Origin of the sequence: Pseudomonas kitaguniensis (genome assembly GCF_049199985.1) — a bacterium.
GTDB lineage: Bacteria > Pseudomonadota > Gammaproteobacteria > Pseudomonadales > Pseudomonadaceae > Aquipseudomonas > Aquipseudomonas kitaguniensis.
This window is the reverse complement of record NZ_JBLZPT010000005.1, coordinates 228,934-250,106: the sequence shown is the minus strand read 5'-3', so window position 1 is coordinate 250,106 and position 21,173 is coordinate 228,934. Positions and strand designations below refer to the sequence as shown.

22 protein-coding genes and 1 pseudogene are annotated in these 21,173 nt (G+C 56.5%); 10 read left to right on the top strand and 13 right to left on the bottom strand.

What is annotated here, in order from left to right; translation table 11 throughout:
* Window positions 1-6 precede the first annotated feature (6 nt).
* The 3 genes from ACOZK9_RS10125 to ACOZK9_RS10115 form a co-directional block, all read right to left on the bottom strand.
* Entirely contained in the window at window positions 7-672 is a 666-nt protein-coding gene (locus ACOZK9_RS10125) for a 2OG-Fe(II) oxygenase (protein ID WP_421555762.1), read from the bottom strand.
* A complete protein-coding gene (locus ACOZK9_RS10120) occupies window positions 665-1,789 on the bottom strand; it encodes a ThiF family adenylyltransferase (RefSeq protein ID WP_152749071.1) in 1,125 nt (374 codons plus the stop codon). Before ACOZK9_RS10120 ends, ACOZK9_RS10125 begins: the two co-directional genes overlap by 8 nt.
* A 75-nt stretch (window positions 1,790-1,864) precedes the next feature.
* Window positions 1,865-1,966 carry a pantocin A family RiPP gene (locus tag ACOZK9_RS10115; RefSeq protein WP_082649064.1) on the bottom strand — a complete coding sequence of 34 codons (102 nt, stop codon included), beginning with the start codon at window positions 1,964-1,966 and terminating at the stop codon, window positions 1,865-1,867.
* 206 nt (window positions 1,967-2,172) lie between these two features.
* Between ACOZK9_RS10115 and ACOZK9_RS10110 the strand changes: the two are divergent.
* A pseudogene (locus ACOZK9_RS10110) lies at window positions 2,173-2,484 on the top strand (LysR substrate-binding domain-containing protein); the annotation flags it as partial.
* Window positions 2,485-2,565: 81 nt separating this feature from the next.
* Complete coding sequence (locus tag ACOZK9_RS10105) at window positions 2,566-3,576, top strand: aldo/keto reductase (protein ID WP_421555761.1); 1,011 nt, start codon at window positions 2,566-2,568, stop codon at window positions 3,574-3,576.
* 44 nt (window positions 3,577-3,620) lie between these two features.
* Here the strand turns inward: ACOZK9_RS10105 and ACOZK9_RS10100 are convergent, their stop codons facing one another.
* The gene (locus ACOZK9_RS10100) at window positions 3,621-4,883 is read right to left on the bottom strand and encodes a dermonecrotic toxin domain-containing protein (RefSeq protein WP_421555760.1); all 1,263 of its coding nucleotides are present in this window, start codon (window positions 4,881-4,883) and stop codon (window positions 3,621-3,623) included.
* A gap of 341 nt (window positions 4,884-5,224) precedes the next feature.
* Between ACOZK9_RS10100 and rarD the strand changes: the two genes are divergently transcribed.
* Entirely contained in the window at window positions 5,225-6,106 is an 882-nt protein-coding gene (rarD, locus tag ACOZK9_RS10095; protein ID WP_058413984.1) for an EamA family transporter RarD, read from the top strand.
* A 54-nt stretch (window positions 6,107-6,160) separates the two neighbouring features.
* On the opposite strand, the gene hppD is transcribed toward rarD, so the two are convergent.
* On the bottom strand, window positions 6,161-7,237 hold the full coding sequence (gene hppD / locus ACOZK9_RS10090) for a 4-hydroxyphenylpyruvate dioxygenase (protein ID WP_058413985.1): 1,077 nt from the start codon (window positions 7,235-7,237) through the stop codon (window positions 6,161-6,163).
* Between the two features lie 245 nt (window positions 7,238-7,482).
* Entirely contained in the window at window positions 7,483-8,406 is a 924-nt protein-coding gene (locus tag ACOZK9_RS10085; RefSeq protein WP_421555759.1) for a DMT family transporter, read from the bottom strand.
* Between the two features lie 76 nt (window positions 8,407-8,482).
* On the opposite strand from ACOZK9_RS10085, the gene ACOZK9_RS10080 reads away from it, so the two are divergent.
* The 3 genes from ACOZK9_RS10080 to ACOZK9_RS10070 all read left to right on the top strand — a co-directional run bounded on the left by ACOZK9_RS10080 (window position 8,483) and on the right by ACOZK9_RS10070 (window position 11,569).
* On the top strand, window positions 8,483-9,352 hold the full coding sequence (locus ACOZK9_RS10080) for a LysR family transcriptional regulator (protein WP_058413987.1): 870 nt from the start codon (window positions 8,483-8,485) through the stop codon (window positions 9,350-9,352).
* A gap of 110 nt (window positions 9,353-9,462) precedes the next feature.
* The gene (locus ACOZK9_RS10075; protein ID WP_152749068.1) at window positions 9,463-11,004 is read left to right on the top strand and encodes an EAL domain-containing protein; all 1,542 of its coding nucleotides are present in this window, start codon (window positions 9,463-9,465) and stop codon (window positions 11,002-11,004) included.
* Between the two features lie 199 nt (window positions 11,005-11,203).
* The gene (locus tag ACOZK9_RS10070; RefSeq protein WP_058413989.1) at window positions 11,204-11,569 is read left to right on the top strand and encodes a histone-like nucleoid-structuring protein, MvaT/MvaU family; all 366 of its coding nucleotides are present in this window, start codon (window positions 11,204-11,206) and stop codon (window positions 11,567-11,569) included.
* Window positions 11,570-11,679: 110 nt separating this feature from the next.
* Here the strand turns inward: ACOZK9_RS10070 and ACOZK9_RS10065 are convergent, their stop codons facing one another.
* Window positions 11,680-12,216 carry a DUF4946 domain-containing protein gene (locus tag ACOZK9_RS10065; RefSeq protein ID WP_421555758.1) on the bottom strand — a complete coding sequence of 179 codons (537 nt, stop codon included), beginning with the start codon at window positions 12,214-12,216 and terminating at the stop codon, window positions 11,680-11,682.
* A 198-nt stretch (window positions 12,217-12,414) separates the two neighbouring features.
* Here ACOZK9_RS10065 and gloA point away from each other — a divergent pair, with 198 nt between their 5' ends.
* Window positions 12,415-12,936: a lactoylglutathione lyase gene (gene gloA / locus ACOZK9_RS10060; RefSeq protein ID WP_122251312.1), complete on the top strand. Its 522-nt coding sequence runs from the start codon at window positions 12,415-12,417 to the stop codon at window positions 12,934-12,936.
* 63 nt (window positions 12,937-12,999) lie between these two features.
* Here gloA and ahpF read toward each other — a convergent pair whose 3' ends face one another.
* The 3 genes from ahpF to ACOZK9_RS10045 form a co-directional block, all read right to left on the bottom strand.
* Window positions 13,000-14,565 (bottom strand): alkyl hydroperoxide reductase subunit F, encoded by a 1,566-nt coding sequence (gene ahpF, locus ACOZK9_RS10055; RefSeq protein ID WP_421555757.1) that lies wholly within the window; start codon window positions 14,563-14,565, stop codon window positions 13,000-13,002.
* 130 nt (window positions 14,566-14,695) lie between these two features.
* Complete coding sequence (ahpC, locus tag ACOZK9_RS10050; protein WP_056839222.1) at window positions 14,696-15,259, bottom strand: alkyl hydroperoxide reductase subunit C; 564 nt, start codon at window positions 15,257-15,259, stop codon at window positions 14,696-14,698.
* A gap of 132 nt (window positions 15,260-15,391) precedes the next feature.
* The gene (locus ACOZK9_RS10045; RefSeq protein WP_421555756.1) at window positions 15,392-16,324 is read right to left on the bottom strand and encodes a site-specific integrase; all 933 of its coding nucleotides are present in this window, start codon (window positions 16,322-16,324) and stop codon (window positions 15,392-15,394) included.
* A gap of 170 nt (window positions 16,325-16,494) precedes the next feature.
* On the opposite strand from ACOZK9_RS10045, the gene ACOZK9_RS10040 reads away from it, so the two are divergent.
* The gene (locus ACOZK9_RS10040; protein ID WP_421555755.1) at window positions 16,495-17,502 is read left to right on the top strand and encodes a DNA-binding protein; all 1,008 of its coding nucleotides are present in this window, start codon (window positions 16,495-16,497) and stop codon (window positions 17,500-17,502) included.
* Here the strand turns inward: ACOZK9_RS10040 and gorA are convergent, their stop codons facing one another.
* Together gorA and galU are read right to left on the bottom strand one after the other, a co-directional pair.
* Window positions 17,503-18,861, bottom strand: a complete 1,359-nt coding sequence (gorA, locus tag ACOZK9_RS10035; RefSeq protein ID WP_058413994.1) for a glutathione-disulfide reductase — start codon at window positions 18,859-18,861, stop codon at window positions 17,503-17,505. It abuts the gene before it with no gap.
* Window positions 18,862-18,975: 114 nt separating this feature from the next.
* On the bottom strand, window positions 18,976-19,815 hold the full coding sequence (galU, locus tag ACOZK9_RS10030) for a UTP--glucose-1-phosphate uridylyltransferase GalU (RefSeq protein WP_058413995.1): 840 nt from the start codon (window positions 19,813-19,815) through the stop codon (window positions 18,976-18,978).
* A 310-nt stretch (window positions 19,816-20,125) separates the two neighbouring features.
* On the opposite strand from galU, the gene ACOZK9_RS10025 reads away from it, so the two are divergent.
* Window positions 20,126-20,311, top strand: coding sequence for a hypothetical protein (locus ACOZK9_RS10025; protein WP_082649065.1), 186 nt, complete (start codon window positions 20,126-20,128; stop codon window positions 20,309-20,311).
* A 145-nt stretch (window positions 20,312-20,456) separates the two neighbouring features.
* Window positions 20,457-20,741: a hypothetical protein gene (locus tag ACOZK9_RS10020; RefSeq protein ID WP_058413996.1), complete on the top strand. Its 285-nt coding sequence runs from the start codon at window positions 20,457-20,459 to the stop codon at window positions 20,739-20,741.
* A 9-nt stretch (window positions 20,742-20,750) separates the two neighbouring features.
* Here ACOZK9_RS10020 and ACOZK9_RS10015 read toward each other — a convergent pair whose 3' ends face one another.
* Window positions 20,751-20,981 carry a hypothetical protein gene (locus ACOZK9_RS10015; RefSeq protein WP_058413997.1) on the bottom strand — a complete coding sequence of 77 codons (231 nt, stop codon included), beginning with the start codon at window positions 20,979-20,981 and terminating at the stop codon, window positions 20,751-20,753.
* Window positions 20,982-21,173 lie beyond the last annotated feature (192 nt).

Below are 21,173 nucleotides of genomic sequence, written 5' to 3'. Positions count from 1 at the left end.
ATCAAATTAACCATAACGAGCAATGAGGGCGATCCGGTTTTGAGCTGGAGGCGCCGTTACCATCGATACAAAATGCGGGACTTTTCGCTGCGAAGTATCGAATACAAATAGCCGACCATAAGAAGGCGTTAAGGTGTCATGAACTGAGGATCGTGTTTCGTTCAAAATAAAAGTTAACCCGCCGAAATTCAGGTTCCACTGCGACGTGAGGTTTAATGCTATTCCGAGATTTGAGCCTGGATCACAATGAGTTGTTAAGAAATCACCTTGATCAAAACGATTAATGTAGCGAACTTCCATCGCTCCGATTGATCGCCCCGAGAGCGTCGACAATAAGCTCAGGAAGTCTTCTCTCATAAGATAATCGTCGAAGAGTTTCATAGCTGGATGAATCGGCATACCCTCTAACTCTGTCAATCGCCGAAAACTAAAAGCAAAACCTCCTTCGTGGTAAACTTTAAGTGCGTCGGCTTTAACGTGTTTTAAGCGTAAAGCGGGCACATTGTACGGCAGATCAACTTCTTCAGTAGAATTGCGGATGATGTAGGTCCAATCTTGTTCCTCGATACCATCGCACGCGTTTTTACACCCGCGCACAAGATCCGGGAAACATGAAGACAGGTCGATTGAACAATAACCGTATTCTCTAAAAGACCTTGATGCTTTATTCATGTTCGAAAACGGTCTCTTCTCGTTTATTTAGAGTTTGCATTGATAGATAAATCCTCTTTCCTACTACCGCTGGTCGATCGTAGCCAGTAATACACTTAACGATTTGATCACATGCCAACCCAGCCATTGCTGACAAAGAGGGCGCACTTTGCCAAGCGTTAACAGTCCGATCTCCATCCAAAAAATCGTGTTTCAGCCGAGCCCGCTGGAATTTCTCAATATTGGCTTTTTTACTGTAATAAGTTTGTCGCGCAGATTGCTTTACATCTGCGAAAGATTTGTGCGACCCATCATTTAGGAATAATGGCCCAATGGATATTTCAAGCGGGTCTCCTCCTAGTTCCATTACCGGAATTCCACGCTCCTTAGCCAGGGTGTGGATCATTTCCTCCGGTGTGTGCTTTCGGTAATAACCCAAGCTTGCCCATGCAAGTACGATGAAATCCACACCCTCTAACAGCTTGCTAATTTGCTTTGGATCTGGGGCAGCAAACTCACAAAATGTTTCTACTTTTACATTAGGGTTATACTCGTAAATTCTTTCTTTGGCCGCTATAACTTTTTCCTTTCCAACATCTGAAGTTGTGTAAAGTACTTGTCGATTTATGTTGGATAATTCGACATCATCACCGTCAACCAAGCGCAGCTTTCCAATACCGGCCAGTGCGAGCAACAGAGAGCACCACGTTCCCCAGCCTCCCATGCCAAACATAACGACAGTGCTGGACTTTAGGCGCTCCTGATAAACTTGAGAATGGACATGCCCCTTATCTATGAGCGAGAATTGCAGCATTTGCCGATCGTATCGCTCGACTTCTTCGCTGGTCAATGCACTGGAAAAATACGCGTTATCCTCCAGCAGATTCATCTCATGAAGCGTTGCAATAAAACCAGTGAGATCATCCTCTGTCACCTCAACACCCTGGTGCCCTAATTCTTTGGCAATACGCGGTACTGTGCGGGTGCCATCCAATTTCTCAAGAACCTCTTTCACCCAATCTGGCGGTGCAACAATGATCTTGGATACCCCCGGGATCTCTCCGATGCAAATATCACCGTCCTCAGCCCGAATGATGTGATGTGATCGCTTAATGAGAGGCTTGGTGTTGGTATTCATATTAGGCTCGCAGTTATGTTTGCCACAAAGAAAGGGGCTGCAGTAAGCAACCCCTCACCGAGAACCGTAACTGAATTAATTTTCCAGCTCGACCTCTTCGCCTTCAGAATACATAGCCTTCTCCTCAGAGATGGCCGATACGCGCTCTTCAAGTTCTTCGAATTGTACGTTTTGCATGATTCACCTCAATGTTTTTTAGGTTAATTTCATTCAAAAAACGTTCAAATGCTGCGTTTTGTAACGCGTTAATATTTATAGAGTAGGGGCCGGTGCTTCGCGCCTCTATTTTGCTTCATATTATTTCTATGGCCTCTAGGGCCTGTTGCCGTTTTGCGCTAACCGATTGATTTGTCGGTGCAAGCTCGTATCGTTGAAGCTCTGACCGGGCCAACAGCACCTGGTAATTTCGCCAGGGCGCGCTGTTGCAGGAAGTCGAGGTGACGGGCGATTACCTCAGCGACGACGGCGAAATTGTTCGGCGCTGGGCGCTGGCGGGCCACGGTATCGCCTACAAAGCCAACCTGGATGTCGCCCGTGATATTCAGGCTGGGCGGCTGGTGCCGCTGTTGCCCGATTGGCAAGGCGAGCCCACGCCGTTCAACCTTATGTGCCCTCACCGCCTGCAAGTGTCGGAACGGGTGAAAGTGCTGCATCGCTTCCTGCAGCAGCGTTGTCAGAGCTTGCTGAACACATGAAGAAACGCGCGCAGGGCTTGTTCCAGAGCCCTTGAGTCTGGTATTGCATGACTCACGTTTGCCTGCCTTAAGGAGCTTTGCATGATTTACCGCACATTGGGCCAGTCCGGCTTGCAGGTCAGCGCGCTGACCTTGGGCACGATGATGTTTGGCGAACAGACCAGCACTGAAGACTCGCTGCGCATCATCGACAAGGCCTGGGACCAGGGCATCAATTTTATCGACACCGCCGACGTGTACACCGGCGGGCGCTCCGAGGAAATCGTCGGCGAGGCCATCGCCCGCCACCGCGAGGATTGGGTGCTGGCGTCCAAAGTGGCGATTGGCCCTACCGACGGCTTGCCCAACCGCAGCGGCCTGAGCCGCAAGCGCTTGTTCAATGCGCTGGAAGCCAGCCTTGCGCGCCTCGACACTGACTACCTGGACATCTACTACCTGCACCGTGAAGACCACAACACGCCGCTGGAAGTCACGGTGTCGGCGATTGGCGACCTGATCCGCCAAGGCAAGATTCGCTACTGGGGCTTGTCCAACTATCGCGGCTGGCGCATCGCCGAAGTGATTCGCGTGGCTGAACACTTGGGCGTAGACAAACCGATTATCAGCCAGCCGCTGTACAACATCGTCAACCGTCAGGCGGAGGTCGAGCAAATCACCGCAGCCGCTGCCTACGGTTTGGGCGTGGTGCCGTATAGCCCGCTGGCGCGAGGCGTACTCAGCGGTAAATATGCGCCCGACGTCGCACCCGAGCCTGGCAGCCGTGCGGCGCGCCAGGACAAACGCATTCTGGAAACCGAATGGCGCATGGAATCGCTGCGCATCGCCCAGCAGATTCAGCAGTACACGCAAGGGCGTGGCGTGGGGATTGTCGAGTTTGCGATTGCCTGGGTGCTGAATAATTCGGCGGTGAGCTCGGCGATTGTCGGGCCGCGTACCGAGGCGCAGTGGGACGCGTACACCGGGGCGCTGGAGGTGAACATCAGCGCTGAGGATGAAGCGTTTATCGACTCGCTGGTCACGCCGGGCCATTCCTCCACACCGGGCTTTAATGACGTCAGCCATTTTGTCTCGGGGCGTACACGTCGCGTGTAAGCCCCGGCCGCTATTCAGTACGGGCGAGCGTGCTCGCCCTGTGCTTAAGATTTGAGCCCTAACGCTTCAGCGCCATCCTTCACTTCCTGATCTGAAAGCGGTTCGTTTTTTATGCCCTTGCCTATCAGTGCAGCTAAAGACCTGATCTGGCCATAAGCCGGCACCAGGCCTTGAATTTTGTCGCCAGTCGCCGTAATTATCTTGTCCATCTCGGCCTTGGTCTTACCAAACGACCTGCCGAGGTCATTGTATTTATTGGCAAACGTCAGCAAAAAGGTGATGGGATTGTCGATGAATCGCTCTGCATCTCCCGAGGTGGATTTGCTCACGCCAAACGCTTCCAGAAGTCTTGAAACCCAGTCAAATGGATGTTCCAGAAAGTTTCCAATCGCCTTAAGCGCCCCGGCAGCACCTTCATCACGAATAACGTTAAGCGCTTCCTCAACCACACTGGTATTTAACGCGTCAGGTGTAATTTGCAGCAGTGGCTTGTTACCGATGCTGTCTTTTTTCAAATAGTAAATATTCCCGGTGTCCCCTGCCCCCATCAAATTGCCGAGCATGTCATATCGAAACTGTACGGATTCACCCGTGGGGCGCCAGCCGATATAAGTAATAACACCTTGGTCGTTTACCTCTTTAGTCTGTATGTCGGTGAGGCCGTTAACAATCGGCGTATTGGCTGATTCATTACTCCACTCATCGAGGACTTCAAAGATATTCCTGGCGATGTAACTTGCTTCCCCAAGCACCCACGCGGGTTTGCTATTTTCCGGCGCAGACGCCCACTCCAACATGAGTTGCCTGACCGTTTCGACAGATTCGAGCCGTGCATCGCGGCCAAAGTGTTTTAGAAACGCCGGGAACGCCACGGGGTTATCGGGAAGCGCCTTGAGGAACTTGTGCATGTCTTTTCGAGCAGGGAATTCGTGGAATGATTTTTGATTTTGCTCCGGCATGTACATCATCACATTGATTTTGTCCGGCATCGGTGGCTTGCGCCGGATGATGAACATGTCATTGGAGGGAACGCCATGCACCGCAAAACTTCGGACGTGCACTTGGGTAGGGTTGGACGGGTCAGGGTTTAAAAAAGCATCAAGCAGTTCTTTGCCGTCTGCACTCACTGCGCCTCGGGCTGTGTCTTTCGCCAACAACTGCGCGAACTGCTGATAACTTTCGGCGTTTTTCCAGGTGGGTACTACCTCTTGAGGCGCTACGGGGTCGCTGCTTTTGCTATTCAACAGGTTTGGCAAAGTAAAAACGCCGGACGGCGAAAGACCACTTGGGGCCGGGAGGATGTGCATGGACTAACCTCACTGTCTGATTTTTAGTGTGGCTTCCCCCGAGCTCTCTCTCGCCAGAGTCGTGGTGATCATCACGCGGTGACGATGCCCATCAAGGTCGCTATTAATAACGTTGCTCGATTAGTTCAGCCTTTTACCGGGTACTCATCAACCCTGCGAAACTTTCCGTGCAAACCACGCCTGTTCAAGCTAGTCGAGGGTAGTTGTACTTGTGTGGACGCAGCGTTGAAATCTGTTCCATTAAAACGGCTTAATCGACGTGACAAAGAATGTCGCTAACCTTATTCTCCCTTCCTAATTCTCCCACTCTTTTTGTGGCAATCGGTTTTCGCGAGGACAGTGTGTCTAAAGGTGTTGTTTTATCGGTGTTGGCCTCGGTGTTGTTTGCCGTGATGTATTACTTCACCTCGTTGCTCACGCCCTTGAGCGGTCTGGAGATTTTCGGTTGGCGCATGCTGCTCACCGTGCCGTGCATGAGCGTATTTATGCTGGTCAGCGGCGAATGGCGGCGCGTGTGGGAGCTGCTGCGGCTGTTGGCGACCAAGCCGCGGTTGATCGGCGGCGTGCTGCTGTCGTCAGCCTTGGTCGGCACGCAGTTGTGGTTGTTTATGTGGGCGCCGCTGAATGGGCGCAGCCTTGAGGTGTCGTTGGGCTACTTTCTGTTGCCATTGACCATGGTGCTGACGGGCCGCCTGGTGTACGGCGAGCGCCTGTCGCGCTTGCAGCAGATAGCCGTATTTTTTGCAGCGCTCGGCGTATTGAATGAGCTGTACCAGGCTGGCGGATTCTCTTGGGCGACGCTGGTGGTGATCATTGGTTACCCGGTTTATTTTGTGGTGCGCAAATACTTGACCACCGATCACTTGGGCGGCCTGTGGCTGGACATGGCGTTGATGCTGCCGGTGGCGTGGTGGTTTGTGCAGAGCGGTGAACAGGGCTATGCGGTATTTGATGCCCACGCGAAGTTGTATGCGCTGATTCCGTTGTTGGGTTTGATCAGTGCCTCGGCGTTGGTGAGCTACATCGTTGCCAGCCGGTTGTTGCCCTTCAGCCTGTTCGGGTTGCTGAGCTATGTGGAGCCGGTGTTGCTGCTGGGGGTGGCGCTATTGCTGGGCGAAGGCATCAAGCCTGGGCAATGGCTGACCTACATCCCGATCTGGCTGGCGGTGTTGGTACTGGTGTATGAAGGCTTCAAGCACCTGATGCGCCAACGCAGGGCCTGATGCGCAGGCGATAAAAAGCCCGGCCGCAATGATGCGCGGCCGGGCTGTTTTGGGTCAGTCGGCGGTCAATACACCGCGACGTACCTGGTCACGCTCGATCGACTCGAACAGTGCCTTGAAGTTGCCCTCGCCGAACCCGTCATCGCCCTTGCGCTGGATAAATTCGAAGAACACCGGGCCCATCAGGGTTTCCGAGAAAATCTGCAGCAGCAGGCGCCTGTCGCCTTCGATCGAAGAACCGTCGAGCAGAATGCCCCGCGCTTGCAGTTGGTCCACCGGCTCAGCGTGATTCGGCAGGCGGCCTTCGAGCATTTCGTAGTAAGTCGCAGGCGGCGCGGTCATGAAGCGCATGCCGATGTTTTTCAGTGCGTCCCAGGTTTTGATCAGGTCGTCGGTGAGGAACGCCACGTGCTGGATGCCCTCGCCGTTGAACTGCATCAGGAACTCTTCGATTTGGCCTGCGCCCTTGGACGATTCTTCGTTCAGCGGGATACGGATCATGCCATCCGGCGCGCTCATGGCCTTGGAGGTCAGGCCGGTGTACTCGCCCTTGATGTCGAAGTAACGCGCTTCACGGAAGTTGAACAGCTTCTCGTAGAAGTTGGCCCAGTAAGCCATGCGCCCGCGATACACGTTGTGGGTCAGGTGGTCGATAACCTTGAGGCCCGCACCGACCGGGTTGCGCTCCACGCCTTCGACGAACACGAAGTCGATGTCATAGATCGAGCTGCCTTCACCGAAACGGTCGATCAGGTACAACGGCGCGCCGCCGATGCCCTTGATCGCCGGCAGGTTGAGTTCCATCGGCCCGGTTTCGATATGAATCGGCTGGGCGCCGAGTTCCAAGGCACGGTTGTAGGCCTGTTGCGAGTCTTTGACGCGGAACGCCATGCCACACACCGAAGGGCCGTGTTCGGCGGCAAAGTAGGCCGCGAGGCTGCCGGGCTGGTTGTTGAGGATCAGGTTGATCTCGCCCTGGCGGTACAGGTGCACGTTCTTGGAGCGGTGGCTGGCAACTTTGGTGAAGCCCATGATCTCGAAGATCGGCTCCAGAATGCCTGGGGTTGGCGATGCGAATTCGATAAATTCAAAGCCCATCAGGCCCATTGGGTTTGCGTATTGGTCGGCCATTTTTGGCACCTCATCATTCTTGTCATTAACAGATCGTTATGTGCGAGCAAGGATGAAGTCGCAGGGCGGTGCACACGAGAGCCCGCGCACGCTGCGGGCGAGGAAGTCACCGAAGATAAGGGGGGAGCCGAGTAGCTTCATGGTTACATCAGTCTCTGACGGCCGAGGCTTGCGTGAGCGCAAGTCATATTCTTTTATGCGTAAACCGATTCTACACAGCGTAACCGTGTTTGTAAGCCCTCTTATCAAAGCCCCAATGGCTTGGGCTGCGCAAGGGGTTTGTTGCACAGATAAATGCCGAGCAGGATCACCGCCCCGCCCAGCAGCATGGGCAGGCTGAGGTGCTCGCCGAGCAGTAGCGCGCCACAGACCACCGCCGTCAGCGGGTTAAGCGCGATGAATACGCCGGCACGGGTGGCGCCGATCCGGCGAATGCCGTCGTACCAGGCGATATAGGCCAGTGCCGAGCCCACCACGCCGAGGTAGAGCAAGCTCAGCAGTTGCGGCCAGTGCAGCGCACTCACAGCGCTCACGCTGAGTTTGCCGGTGACGAACGTGGTGGCCGTCAGCATCGCCGTGCCCAGGATTATCGACCAGGTTACCGTCTGCAATGGCCCCAAGCTGTGGTTCAGACCACGCGAACACACGGAGTACACGCCCCACCCCAGCACACAGCCGAGAATCAGCAGGTCGCCGACCCAGGCAGTGTCGGCGCCCTGCAACAACTGCGGGTTACGGCTCACAATCACCGCCCCCGCGCCGCCGAGGCATAAGGCAATGCCCAGGCATTTGGCTGCGCCGAGACGCTCCTTGAACAACAGCCACGACGCCAGGCCGATGACCGCCGGGTTCAAGGCCACAATCAGCGAAGCTCGCGACGCATTGATGTAATGCAGGCCGTAAAAGAAGCACACGTTGTAAAAAAAGATGCCGAAAAAACCCAGGATTGCCAATTGCAAACATTGGCCTGCGCGGGGACGAACCAGGCGCACGCGTGTAAAAGCCATGAACATCAGCAGCGCCACGCTTGCCAGTACAAAGCGCATTGTTGCCGCCAGCAGCGGGTCAACGTCAGCGGCCAGGTAGCGGCCAGCCACGAAGGTGGTGCCCCAAATCATGCTGACAACGGCGAGCTTCAGGTAGGTCAGGCGGTCGGAGGAAGGCATCATCAGTGGCGCTCTGTGCGGATCAGGATTGGGGTATCCTGCGAGTAATGACCCATCATCGTAAAATGAGTAAATACTCATGACCCTCACACAGCTTGAAATCTTCTCGCGTGTCGCCGAGCTGCAAGGCTTCACCAGCGCTGCCCACCGTTTGGGTATCAGCCAGTCGGCGGTGTCGCATGCAATCAAGGCGCTTGAACAGGAATTGGGCGTCGAGTTGTTTCGGCGCCATCAGTCACAGGTCGAACTGAGTGACATCGGCCGGCAACTGCTGATGCGCGCACGCACGGTGCTCGGCGTGGTCAACACGCTGCAGCAAGAAGCTTCTGATGCCCGAGGCATGAAGCGTGGCACGTTGCGCGTCGGCTCTTTCGGCCCCACGTCGTCCAATCGTTTGCTGCCGCGCATTCTCAAACAGTTTCGGCTGGAGCACCCAGGCATTGAGGTGCATGTTGACGAAGGCCCCGACCGTCAAGTGATTCAATGGCTGGACGAACGACGGATCGACGTCGGGTTTGTGGTGCTGGAACAGGAACGCTTTGATACGTTTGCGCTGTTTAAAGACCAGATGGTCGCCCTGCTACCGGCGGCGCACCCGCTGGCGAACCAGCCTTGCGTGGCGTTGCAGGCGCTGTGTGATGACCCGTTCATACTCACCGAAGCGGGGTCGCTGGAGCTGGTTTCACGGTTATTCAGTGCCGCGCGGCTGACGCCGAATGTGCGCTACCGCTGCTCGCAACTGCTCAGCACCGTGGAGGCGGTGAGCCGGGGCGATGGCGTCAGCGTGGTGGCACAGGCCTCGTTGCCACAGACGCCGGACCCACGCTACCAAGTGCGCGCCCTCTCACCGCCCGTGGTCCGCAATATAGGCTTGGCCGTGCTGGACAAACGCCAGTCGACACCGGCCACGTTGGCGTTTATTCAATTGGCGCAAGGTCTCGACTTTTAGCGATGCCGTACTGGCCAAACGGCCAGGTACAGCGAGATTATTTCGCCCTGGCCCTCTATCATCAGCATTAACCGAGTCGCCCTTCCACCTTGCAACAGGCCGTTCCATCTATGCCCTTGACCGTCAACGGCCCGCGAAAGCGCGCGACCCGCTATGTGATCACTGCACTCAGCGGCCTGCTGCCGATTGTATTGGGCGTGGTCAGCCTGCATTGGCAAGCCGAACGCACCCTGCAACAAAGCACCGCGCACACCGCCCAAGAGGCGGTGCGCCAGTTTGACCTGATGCTCGACAATACCGCCCTCGCCGCTCAGGCCTTGCTGCCGTTGGCCGGCCAGCCGTGTGACGACGCTGCGCAACTGGCACTGCGCGAGCACGTCACGCGTCGACCTTTTGTGCGCGCAACCACGTTGTCCTGGCAAAAAAACATCTATTGCACCTCGCTGTTCGGTGATAGCCATCTCTCGGCGGTCAACCCGAATGACTACGTTGACGGCAGGCTGTGGTTAATGAATGGCAACCCGGTGACCCCGGACACTGCGCTGCTGGTTTACCGCTTGGTCGACGGCGACAAGGCCGCGTTTGCATCGGTTGACGGCTACCACCTGACCAATACGTTGCGCCTGATCAGCCGTTACGCGCAGTTGACCTTGCAAGTAGGGCCAAACTGGCTGGACGCCGACGGCAAAGTGCATACCTCAGCGGTGCCGGCGTTTGCCGTGGCGCATCATCACCTTAAGTCCGGGCACTATCCTTACAGCGTGGATGCCGGTATGCCAGCCGGTGAAGTGTGGCGGTATATGGCGGCGCGTTACCCGGCACTGTTCGGCCTGGTGCTGTTTTTCGGCGTACTCGCCGGCGTCCTTGCGTGGTGGCTGCAAAAGCGTTCCAGCGCGCCGACGCATGAATTGCAGCGCGCGCTGGGCGCCAACGAATTCATCGCGTATTACCAGCCCGTGGTGCGCGGCGATAGCCTTGAATGGGCGGGCTGTGAAGTGCTGATGCGCTGGCAGCACCCGAAGGAAGGCCTGGTGCGCCCGGACCTGTTTATTCCACTGGCCGAGCATTGCGGTTTGATCGTGCCGATGACCCGTGCCTTGATGCGCCAAACCGCGGCGCACCTCGCCCCCCACGTCGGGCACTTGCGCCCTGGTTTTCATGTTGCGGTGAATATCACTGCCCGCCACTGCCTGGACCTGGACCTGGTGCAAGACTGTCGGGAATTTCTCGCCGCCTTCGCGCCTGGCCAAGTCACGTTGGTGCTGGAGTTAACCGAGCGCGAACTGATTGAGCCTACCGACGTCACCCGTCGGCTGTTCGACGCCCTGCATCAACTGGGTGTAATGATTGCCCTCGACGACTTCGGCACCGGCCATTCCAGCCTGGGTTACTTGCGTAACTTTAATGTGGATTACTTGAAAATCGATCAAAGCTTTGTCGCCATGATCGGCGCCGATGCACTCTCGCGGCATATTCTGGACAGCATCATCGAACTCTCCGGCAAGCTGGCGCTGCGCACCGTGGCCGAGGGCGTGGAAACAGCCGAGCAGTGCGAATACCTCGCCGCACAGGGTGTGGACTTCCTGCAGGGTTACCTGTTCGGTCGACCGTTACCCGCCGACGAGTTTATTAAGTCTCTGGCCAGCCACTGAATAGCCCTGTACCACGCCCGATGAAATATTATTATTTAGGCCGACGACGTGATTTACTCGTGAGGCATTAACTACTACAATTTTTCCAGCCGGTGCTTAACTCGCAGAAGGGCCACTTTCTTTGAGTTGCCTTACAGCCCTTGGCTTATCGCTTTATCTGCAGTTGATACCAGCAAACTACACTATTGGAGTAAAGATTTTGTCCAGACTCGCCGAATTTCGCGCAGCAGAAAAAGCCCTTCAAGAGCAGCTGGCCCAGCTGGAATCCCTGAAGAACGACGCTGGCCTGAAGAAAGAAATCGAATTTGAAGAAAAGCTGCAAGGCTTGATGAAGCACTACGGTAAAGGCCTGCGCGAGATCATCTCGATCCTTGACCCTAACCACGGCAAGGCCGGCACCGCTGTTGCCGCTGCACCTAAACAGCGCCGCGCGCGCGTGGTCAAGGTTTACCACAACCCGCACACCGGCGAATTGATCGAGACCAAAGGCGGCAACCACCGCGGCCTGAAAGCCTGGAAAGAACAGCACGGCGCCGCCACTGTCGAATCCTGGCTGCGCGGCTGATCAGCACGCACTAACAAAAAAGCCCCGCAGGTCGGGGCTTTTTGTTAAGCGAATTTAAACCTGACTTAACTAATATTTCACACGCTGAAACATCCAGCCGCGTAACACCTTCAAAGTTTCAGGCTGTTGCGCACCGAACTCACTTCATCCTTGCTCGCGTCGTACGCTTGCGCTTGGCCAGCGTATGAAAAAACATACGCTTTATCGGCATCAACCGCGCCCACCAATGTTTGTGACAATACGTGTCTTCCGCTCTCGGTAATCACACACGTAGTTTCCAACGCCTCAAGACGGCTCAATGTTGCGGGGTGCATTTTGCTGCACACGCTTTGATAACCGCCTTGCGCAAAATCCTTCTGGATGGACTTGCGCATTTCCAGCAATACACCTTGAAGATTAACGGTGTGCCCGGCTTCAATCGGTGTGCCGGTCAACTCCATGACCATCAAGGTGTTGCCGTTTTCATCATTCTTGATCGCGCGTTGCCGCGACACGGCCTTGGCTGTTTCGGGCGCCTCGCCATCGGGTTGCACTGCTTCGACTTGCCAGCCGTTGGGCCAATGAATTTCCGGGTCGGCAGCCAGCACCAACGGGCTGCCCAACAGTAAACACAACGCGCTCAACAGCGGTGTACGCAATTTGGTCATGACAAAAAACACCCAAGGTTCAAGCGCCAAAGTTTGCGGCCAGCCGCACGCACCTCGCAAGTGCGGCGCGCCCTTTTTCGTTTGGCGCAACAGGCGGGCCTTGCGTATCATGGTTTGGCTGCATGGATGCTTGCCGCACGCCAATGGAACGCTCTTATCACTGCACGCGGCATTTGCCCGATTTTTTCTGGAGGGCCCATGAGCCTGCACGATCTCAACACTTTTCCGGGCGTTACCGCCCAACCTGACACCGCCACCGCCAACTTTGTGTTCAACCACACGATGCTGCGGGTCAAGGACATCACCAAATCGCTGGATTTCTACACCCGCGTGCTGGGTTTTTCTCTGGTTGAAAAGCGCGACTTCCCTGAAGCCGAGTTCAGCCTGTACTTCCTGGCCCTGGTAGACAAAGCCCAGATCCCGGCCGACGCCGCCGAGCGCACCCAGTGGATGAAGTCGATCCCGGGCATCCTCGAATTGACCCACAACCACGGCACCGAAAACGATGCCGACTTTGCCTATCACAATGGCAACACCGACCCGCGTGGCTTTGGCCATATCTGCATTTCGGTGCCGGATATTGTGGCGGCGTGCGAACGCTTCGAAGCCTTGGGTTGTGATTTCCAGAAGCGCCTGACCGATGGCCGCATGAAAAGCCTGGCGTTCATCAAAGACCCGGACGCGTACTGGGTTGAGATCATTCAGCCGGCGCCGATGTAAACGTCGCGCTTACAAAAAAACCCCATGATCACTCATGGGGTTTTTTCATTTACGCAGCAATGTTTACGCTGGTGCAGACGTGCGGATCAGGTGATCGAACGCACTCAGCGAAGCTTTGGCGCCCTCGCCGATCGCGATGACGATCTGCTTGTACGGCACGGTGGTCACGTCACCGGCCGCGAATACACCTGGCAGCGACGTCTCGCCACGCGCATCGACAATGATCTCGCCACGCGGCGTCAGTTCTACAGTGCCTTTGAGCCAGTCGGTATTGGGCAGCAAACCAATCTGCACAAAGATACCTTCCAGGTCGATGGTCTTGAACTCGCCGCTGTCGCGGTCCTTGTACGCCAGGCCGGTGACTTTTTGGCCATCGCCTTTGACTTCACTGGTCAACGCACTGGTGATCACGTCAACGTTAGGCAGGCTGTGAAGCTTGCGTTGCAGCACGGCGTCGGCGCGCAACTTGCTGTCGAACTCGAGCAAGGTCACATGGCTGACGATACCGGCCAAGTCGATGGCGGCTTCAGCGCCGGAGTTACCGCCGCCGATCACCGCTACGCGCTTGCCTTTGAACAGCGGGCCATCACAGTGCGGGCAGAAGCACACGCCTTTGGCTTTGTATTCCTGCTCGCCCGGCACACCCATTTCGCGCCAGCGTGCGCCGGTCGCCAAAATCAACGTCTTGGACTTGAGGGTCGCACCGCTTTCAAAACGAATCTCGTGCAGCTCACCGGGATTTTTTGCCGGCACCAGGCTGCTCGCACGCTGCAGGTTCATGATGTCGACGTCGTACTGACGCACGTGGGCTTCCAGCGCGCTGACCAGTTTCGGCCCTTCGGTTTCCTGCACGGAAATGAAGTTTTCGATGGACATGGTGTCCAGCACTTGCCCGCCAAAACGCTCTGCGGCCACACCGGTGCGGATGCCTTTACGTGCCGCGTAGATCGCAGCTGTAGCGCCGGCTGGGCCACCGCCGACGACCAACACATCAAACGCGTCTTTGGCGCTGATTTTCTCTGCGGCTTTTTCGATGCCGCTGGTGTCGAGCTTGGCGAGGATTTCTTCCAGGCCCATGCGGCCCTGGCCAAAATTCACACCGTTGAGGTAAACGCTCGGCACCGCCATGACTTGGCGTTCATCAACTTCGGCCTGGAACAGCGCGCCGTCGATAGCGACGTGGCGAATGTTCGGGTTAAGCACGGCCATCAGGTTGAGTGCCTGGACCACGTCCGGGCAGTTCTGGCAGGACAGCGAGAAGTAAGTCTCGAAGCTGAACTCGCCTTTGAGTGCGCGGATCTGTTCAATCACCTCGACACTGGCCTTCGACGGGTGGCCACCGACTTGCAGCAGGGCCAACACCAGCGACGTAAATTCATGGCCCATCGGGATGCCGGCAAAACGCAGGTTGATAGCGCCACCTGGGCGGTTGATGGAGAACGAAGGCTTGCGCGCATCATCACCATCGCTGTTCAGGGTAATCAGCGTGGAGAGGCTGGCTACATCTTGCAACAGGGCCAGCATTTCCTGGGATTTCGCACCGTCGTCGAGGGACGCGATGATCTCGATCGGCTGGGTGACCCGTTCCAGGTATGACTTCAACTGAGCTTTAAGATTGGCGTCCAACATACGGGCGATTTCCTATTAATTCGATTTATTGCAGACAAAAAAACGCCCGAGCGAAACTCGCCCGGGCGTTTTGAGGGCGGTGCAGCTTACTTAAGGTGCGGCAAAATCCGCCCTGAGCGCGTTCACAGACTTAGATCTTGCCGACCAGGTCCAGGGACGGAGCCAAGGTGGCCTCGCCTTCTTTCCACTTGGCAGGGCAGACTTCGCCTGGGTGAGCAGCAACGTACTGGGCCGCTTTGATTTTGCGCAGCAGCTCGGAAGCGTCACGGCCAACACCACCGTCGTTCAGTTCAACGATCTTGATCTGACCTTCTGGGTTGATCACGAAAGTACCGCGGTCTGCCAGGCCAGCTTCTTCGATCAGTACGTCGAAGTTGCGGGAGATGGTCAGGGTTGGGTCGCCGATCATGGTGTACTGGATTTTGCCGATGGCTGGCGAAGTGTTGTGCCAGGCAGCGTGAGCAAAGTGGGTGTCGGTGGAAACGCTGTAGATTTCGACGCCCAGTTTCTGGAATTCGGCGTAGTTGTCAGCCAGGTCTTCCAGTTCGGTTGGGCAAACGAAGGTGAAGTCAGCCGGGTAGAAAAATACTACGGACCATTTGCCTTTCAGATCAGCTTCCGACACGTCTACGAAGTTGCCGTTTTTGTAGGCGGTAGCTTTGAACGGTTTTACTTGGCTGTTGATGATAGGCATCGTTGAATCTCCGTCAGGGTTAAGAAGTTGATGGGAGGAATCCTACGCACTCTTTCGGCCGGTGGCTCATTGGCAAACCTGATGCTAACGATTGGTTTTCCCTATCAAGTGACGGTATTAATAGAAGAAAACTCAAATCAGCGCCGGGGTGGCCAAGGTCATGCCGAGAAAGGGCGCGGCTTCAACATAGCGCATCGCAGATTTGATGTCGCTCCAGCCGACGTAACTCATCAGTGACTTGAGGTCCCAGCCACTGCGATGCGCCCAGCTCGCAAAGCCGCGCCGCAGCGAGTGGCTGGTGTATTGATCGGCAGGAATGCCGGCGCGCTCCAACGCCTGGCGCAGCAGCGGGATCACGCTGTTGGGGTGCAAGCCCTCCTCGCCCAGGTTGCCCCAACGGTCCACCGCGCGGAACACCGGGCCACGCACCAAGGCCGAAGCGCTGAGCCATTCACTGTACGCCTGCACCGGGCACAGGCGCAGCAGCGCCGGGGTTTGATAGGTTTTGCCGATATTCTCGCGATCACTTTTGCTGCGCGGCAAGTACAGGCTGATGCCAGCGCCGGGCGTGGCCTGCACGTGCTCAATCGCCAAGCGGCAGAGTTCGTCACTGCGAAAGCCGCGCCAGAAGCCCAGCAGAATTAACGCAGTGTCGCGCTTGGCGCGTAGCAAACGCGGTTGGTCATCAGCCTCGCGCGCAGTGTTTGCATCCTCTTGCAGAAACCCGACGACCTGCTCCAGATGCCTGAGCTGCAAAGGCTCGGCTTGTTTTTCGCGCGCCGGGTGCACGGCGCGAATGCCCTTGAGCACTTTGCGCACCACCGGCGCCTTGGTCGGGTCGGGAAAACCCTGGCTGGTGTGCCACTGCGCGAGTGCCGAGAGCCGCAGCTTCAAAGTGTTCACCGCCAACACGCCCGCATGCGCGACCAGGTAGCGCGCGACGCTGTCACTGGTTGCCGGCAGAAACCCGCCCCAACTGACTTCGAAGTGTTCGATCGCCGCACGGTAACTGCGCCGCGTGTTATCGCGGGTTGCGGCGTTGAGGTAACGGTCCAAGTCGCTCATGAGGGGCCTATTCGTACTGCCAGCGGGTGTGTCGGCGGTTAAAACGGTGGTGAGACGGGATAATACGCCAATATCCCATCTGATAAATCCTCAATTTAAACGTTTTTACAATCGTGATACAGTACGTAAATACATACTACGTACCACAGTACTAAATCGACGGAGACTTCATGGCACGCGGCGGCATAAACAAAGCAGTGGTTCAAACGGCGCGCCTGGCACTCATTGCCCGTGGCGAAAACCCCAGCATCGACGCGGTACGCATCGAAATGGGCAATACCGGCTCGAAAACCACGATTCACCGCTATTTGAAGGAACTGGACGACAGCGAAAACCGGCTGACGATCACCGAAGCGCCGATTGACGACGAACTCGGTGAGCTGGTGGCGCGGCTATCGCAGCGCTTGAAAGAAAAGGCGCAGGAGCCCATTGACCTGGCCTTGGCGCAATTCGAACAGCAAAAAGCCGCCCTGCTCGCCCAGGTAGAAACGCTGGAAGACGCGCACAGCCAGCTCAAGCAGCAATTTGATATTCAAGCCGCGGCGCTGGCCGAAGAAAGCGCGGCCCTGCTCACCACCAGTGCCAGCTTGCAGACCGAGCAAACCCGTAACGCCGGGCTCAGCCAGGCGTGCAGCGATTACGAATTAAGGATGAACGACAAGGACGAGCAAATCCGCTCGCTGGAAGAAAAGCACCTGCACGCCCGCGATGCGCTGGAGCATTACCGCAACGCGATCAAAGAACAGCGTGAGCAGGAGCAACGTCGCCACGAAGGCCAACTGCAACAAGTACAGGCAGAACTCCGCCAGGCCCAGCAAAGTGCGATGGTGCGTCAGGATGAAATCACCCAGCTGCACCGCGACAATGAGCGGCTATTGATCGAGCATCGGGTGACATCCAAGGAATTGGCCGCGCTGCAGGAGCAAACCCGCAAAGACCAAGCGGTGCAGCTCACGTTGAGCCAGCAGGTCAGCCTGATTGAAAGTGAACGCACGCTGCTTCAAGAACGTTTGCGAGTGGCGGTACTGGAGAGCCAATCACGCCAGCAAGCCATGACGGAACAGCAAAATGCCCACAAAGCCCTGGAGCTGGACCTTATCAAGGCCCAGGCCAGCATAGAGGCATTGCGCCTGGCGGCCGCCGTTGCAACGGCGCCAGCGGCAACGCCCGACACCTGATCAGTCGTCGACAGGCGTGCGCATAGTGACGAACTCTTCCGCCGACGTCGGGTGCACGCCGATGGTTTCGTCGAACTGCTGCTTGGTCGCGCCGGCCTTGAGCGCGATCGCCAAGCCCTGGATGATTTCGCCAGCCTCGGGGCCGACCATGTGGCAACCGAGCACCTTGTCGGTGTCGGCGTCGACCACCAGCTTCATCAAGGTTTTCTCCTGGCAGTCGGTCAGCGTCAGCTTCATCGGCCTGAAGCGGCTTTCGAAGAGTTGCACACGGTGGCCGTTCTTCTTCGCCTCTTCTTCGGTCAGGCCGACTGTGCCGATATTCGGCAGGCTGAACACCGCCGTCGGGATCATCGCGTAATCGACCGGGCGGTATTGCTCAGGCTTGAACAACCGCCGCGCCACCGCCATGCCTTCGGCCAACGCCACCGGGGTCAATTGCACGCGCCCAATCACATCGCCAATCGCCAGGATCGAAGCGTCGGCGGTCTGGTACTGGTCATCCACTTCGACAAAACCGCGCTCGTCCAACTTCACGCCAGTGTTTTCCAGGCCGAGGTTGTCGAGCATTGGTCGGCGACCCGTGGCGTAGAACACGCAATCGGCTTCCAGCACACGGCCGTCTTTCAGCGTGGCCTTGAGGCTGCCGTCCGCCTGCTTGTCGATACGCTGGATGTCGGCATTAAACTGCAGGTCCAGGCCGCGCTTGGTCAATTCCTCTTGCAGGTGCTTGCGCACCGAGCCGTCGAAGCCGCGCAAGAACAGATCGCCGCGGTACAGCAGCGTGGTGCGCGCGCCCAAGCCATGGAAGATGCCGGCGAATTCAACCGCAATGTAACCACCACCCACCACCAGCACGCGTTTGGGCAGCTCTTTGAGGAAGAACGCTTCATTGGAGCCGATGGCGTGTTCGCGCCCTGGAATGTCCGGAATCTGCGGCCAGCCGCCCGTAGCGATCAAGATGTGCTTGGCGGTAAAGCGTTCGCCATTAATCTCTACCTGGTGCGCATCAACCAAGCGCGCATGGCCCTCATGCAGGGTTACGCCGCTGTTGACCAGCAGGTTGCGGTAAATGCCATTAAGGCGATTGATTTCGCGATCTTTGTTGGCGATCAAGGTCGCCCAATCAAATTTTGCTTCGCCCAACGACCAGCCGAAACCGCTGGCTTGCTCGAAGTCTTCGGCGAAATGTGCACCGTAGACCAACAATTTTTTTGGCACGCAGCCGACGTTGACGCAGGTGCCGCCCAAGTAGCGGCTTTCCGCCACGGCTACCTTGGCGCCAAAGCCTGCGGCAAAACGCGCCGCGCGAACACCGCCGGAACCGGCGCCAATTACATACAGATCAAAATCGTAGGCCATTTCACTCTCCTCGGCAGGTCATCAGCATACCGACTTAGATGGGGCCGAAAAACCAAAAAGCCACCCGAAGGTGGCTTTTTACTTACATCGGCATAGCAGTCAGGCAAGCCTGAATCAGTAAGCCTTGCCCGTCTTGTAGAAGTGCTCGAAGCAGAAGTTGGTTGCCTCGATGTAGCCTTCAGCACCGCCGCAGTCGAAACGCTGGCCTTTAAATTTGTAGGCGATTACGCAGCCGTCTTTGGCTTGCTTCAACAGGGCGTCGGTGATCTGGATTTCGCCGCCCTTGCCTGGCTCGGTTTCTTCGATCAGCTTGAAGATGTCCGGGGTCAGGATGTAACGGCCGATGATCGCCAGGTTCGACGGCGCGTCTTCCGGGTTTGGCTTCTCTACCATGTCGCGAACGCGGATCAGGCCATCACCAATTTCGTCGCCGGCGATCACGCCGTACTTGTTGGTTTGCGATGGGTCTACTTCCATTACCGCAACGATGGTGCAACGGTATTTCTTGAACAGATCAACCATCTGTTCCAAAACGCCTTTGCCGTCGAGGTTTACACACAGGTCATCCGCCAGCACCACGGCGAACGGTTCGTCACCGATCAGTGGGCGGCCGGTCAGAATCGCGTGGCCAAGGCCTTTCATCTGGGTTTGACGGGTGTAGGAGAACGAGCACTCGTCGAGCAGTTTACGGATACCGACCAGGTACTTTTCCTTGTCGGTGCCCTTGATCTGGTTTTCCAGCTCGTAGCTGATGTCGAAGTGGTCTTCGAGTGCGCGCTTACCACGGCCGGTGACGATGGAGATTTCGTTCAAACCGGCATCCAGTGCCTCTTCGACGCCGTACTGAATCAGTGGCTTGTTCACCACCGGCAGCATCTCTTTGGGCATGGCCTTGGTCGCTGGCAAGAAGCGAGTGCCGTAACCGGCTGCTGGGAACAAGCATTTCTTGATCATATGAGTCCTTACAAAGGGCTGTGCGTACGGAATTCGGCGCAGTCTAATGAGGCCGCAGTCACCTTACAATGGCTCCTGCTGGCGTTGCGATGTCAACATAGAGAAAAAATGTCGGCGTAAGTTCCACCAATCATACAAAGAGCCTTACCAACGGTTAGACAAAACCGGCCTGAGCGCCTTTGTTTAAAAGGGCTCTGACTGTTTTAGCACGCTTTTGGGCGTTGAACACTGCGCTGCAACAACTTGCGCGCGTTCGGGGCATTTGGCGCTATCATTGCGCCCTTGAACCAGACCACGAGATTGTTAATAGATGTCAGAACCAAAAGGTGTAAACGGCTACCTGATCACCCAGCGCGCAGATGGCTGGCACTTGATCAACTTCCACGGTGACAGCGTTGCCGGCGCATTCGCGACCGAGAGCCAGGCGGTTGCAGTTGCCGAAGTCTTTGTGGATGAAGCTGGCCACGCGTCGAGCGCAAGACCGAAGAAGAAGTAAGCGTTCAAAAGCTTGCGCACAAAGCCCCGTTGAACGGGGCTTTGTAGTGTTTGTCTGTACCTTGATGGCAGTTAGCTATAATCTGCTGCGAACGCCCCACGACAGTGTCAGCGCCCCTCCAACACCACCAACGACGACCTTACACATGAACAAGATTCTGGCACTGACTGCGGCACTGACGCTGATCACCGGCTGCACCACCACCTCTGATACCTACCTGAAAAACGGCGAGCAAGGTTTGACCATCGACTGTTCAGGCGAGGCGAACTCGTGGGCCAGTTGCTACGAGAAAGCTGACGCCTCGTGCGCAGGCACCGGCTACCGCATTGTCGGAACCGAAGGCACGCCGTCGCTGAAAGAAGACGACAAGACACTCGGCAAAGACGTCGGCAACTTCAAGGGCCGCAGTGTGGTTGTGGTCTGCAAGTAAGCCACAGGGCTACAGGTGAATTTCGGCGAACTTGATCCCGAGTTCGCGTAGCAGCTCGATCAAATCGTCCAGCTTCGCAAATGACTCAACCTCATCCTGCTCATCCACCAGAAAATAACTGCGCCCGCCGCTTTTCTTGAAAAATACGATCCACTCGCCAAGATCGGCAGGGTTCTGGATGACATGGGTGGCCGAGATCTGACCCTCGGCGTGGCGGGCTCTGACGTGTTCACGTTTCATGGCGGGCTTCCAAAAAAAGACAAGTGCCGTGCAATCTCAACCGTTGCGCGGCATTTTTTGCATTGAATAACCGACAGTTTAACGGCGCCTTCGCCACAGCGCCGACAGCAGCACAAAAAAAGCCTGACGCTGCAACCGCAGCGCCAGGCTTTTTTATCGGACTCAAGTGTGTGCGGGATAAACCTGTGGAGG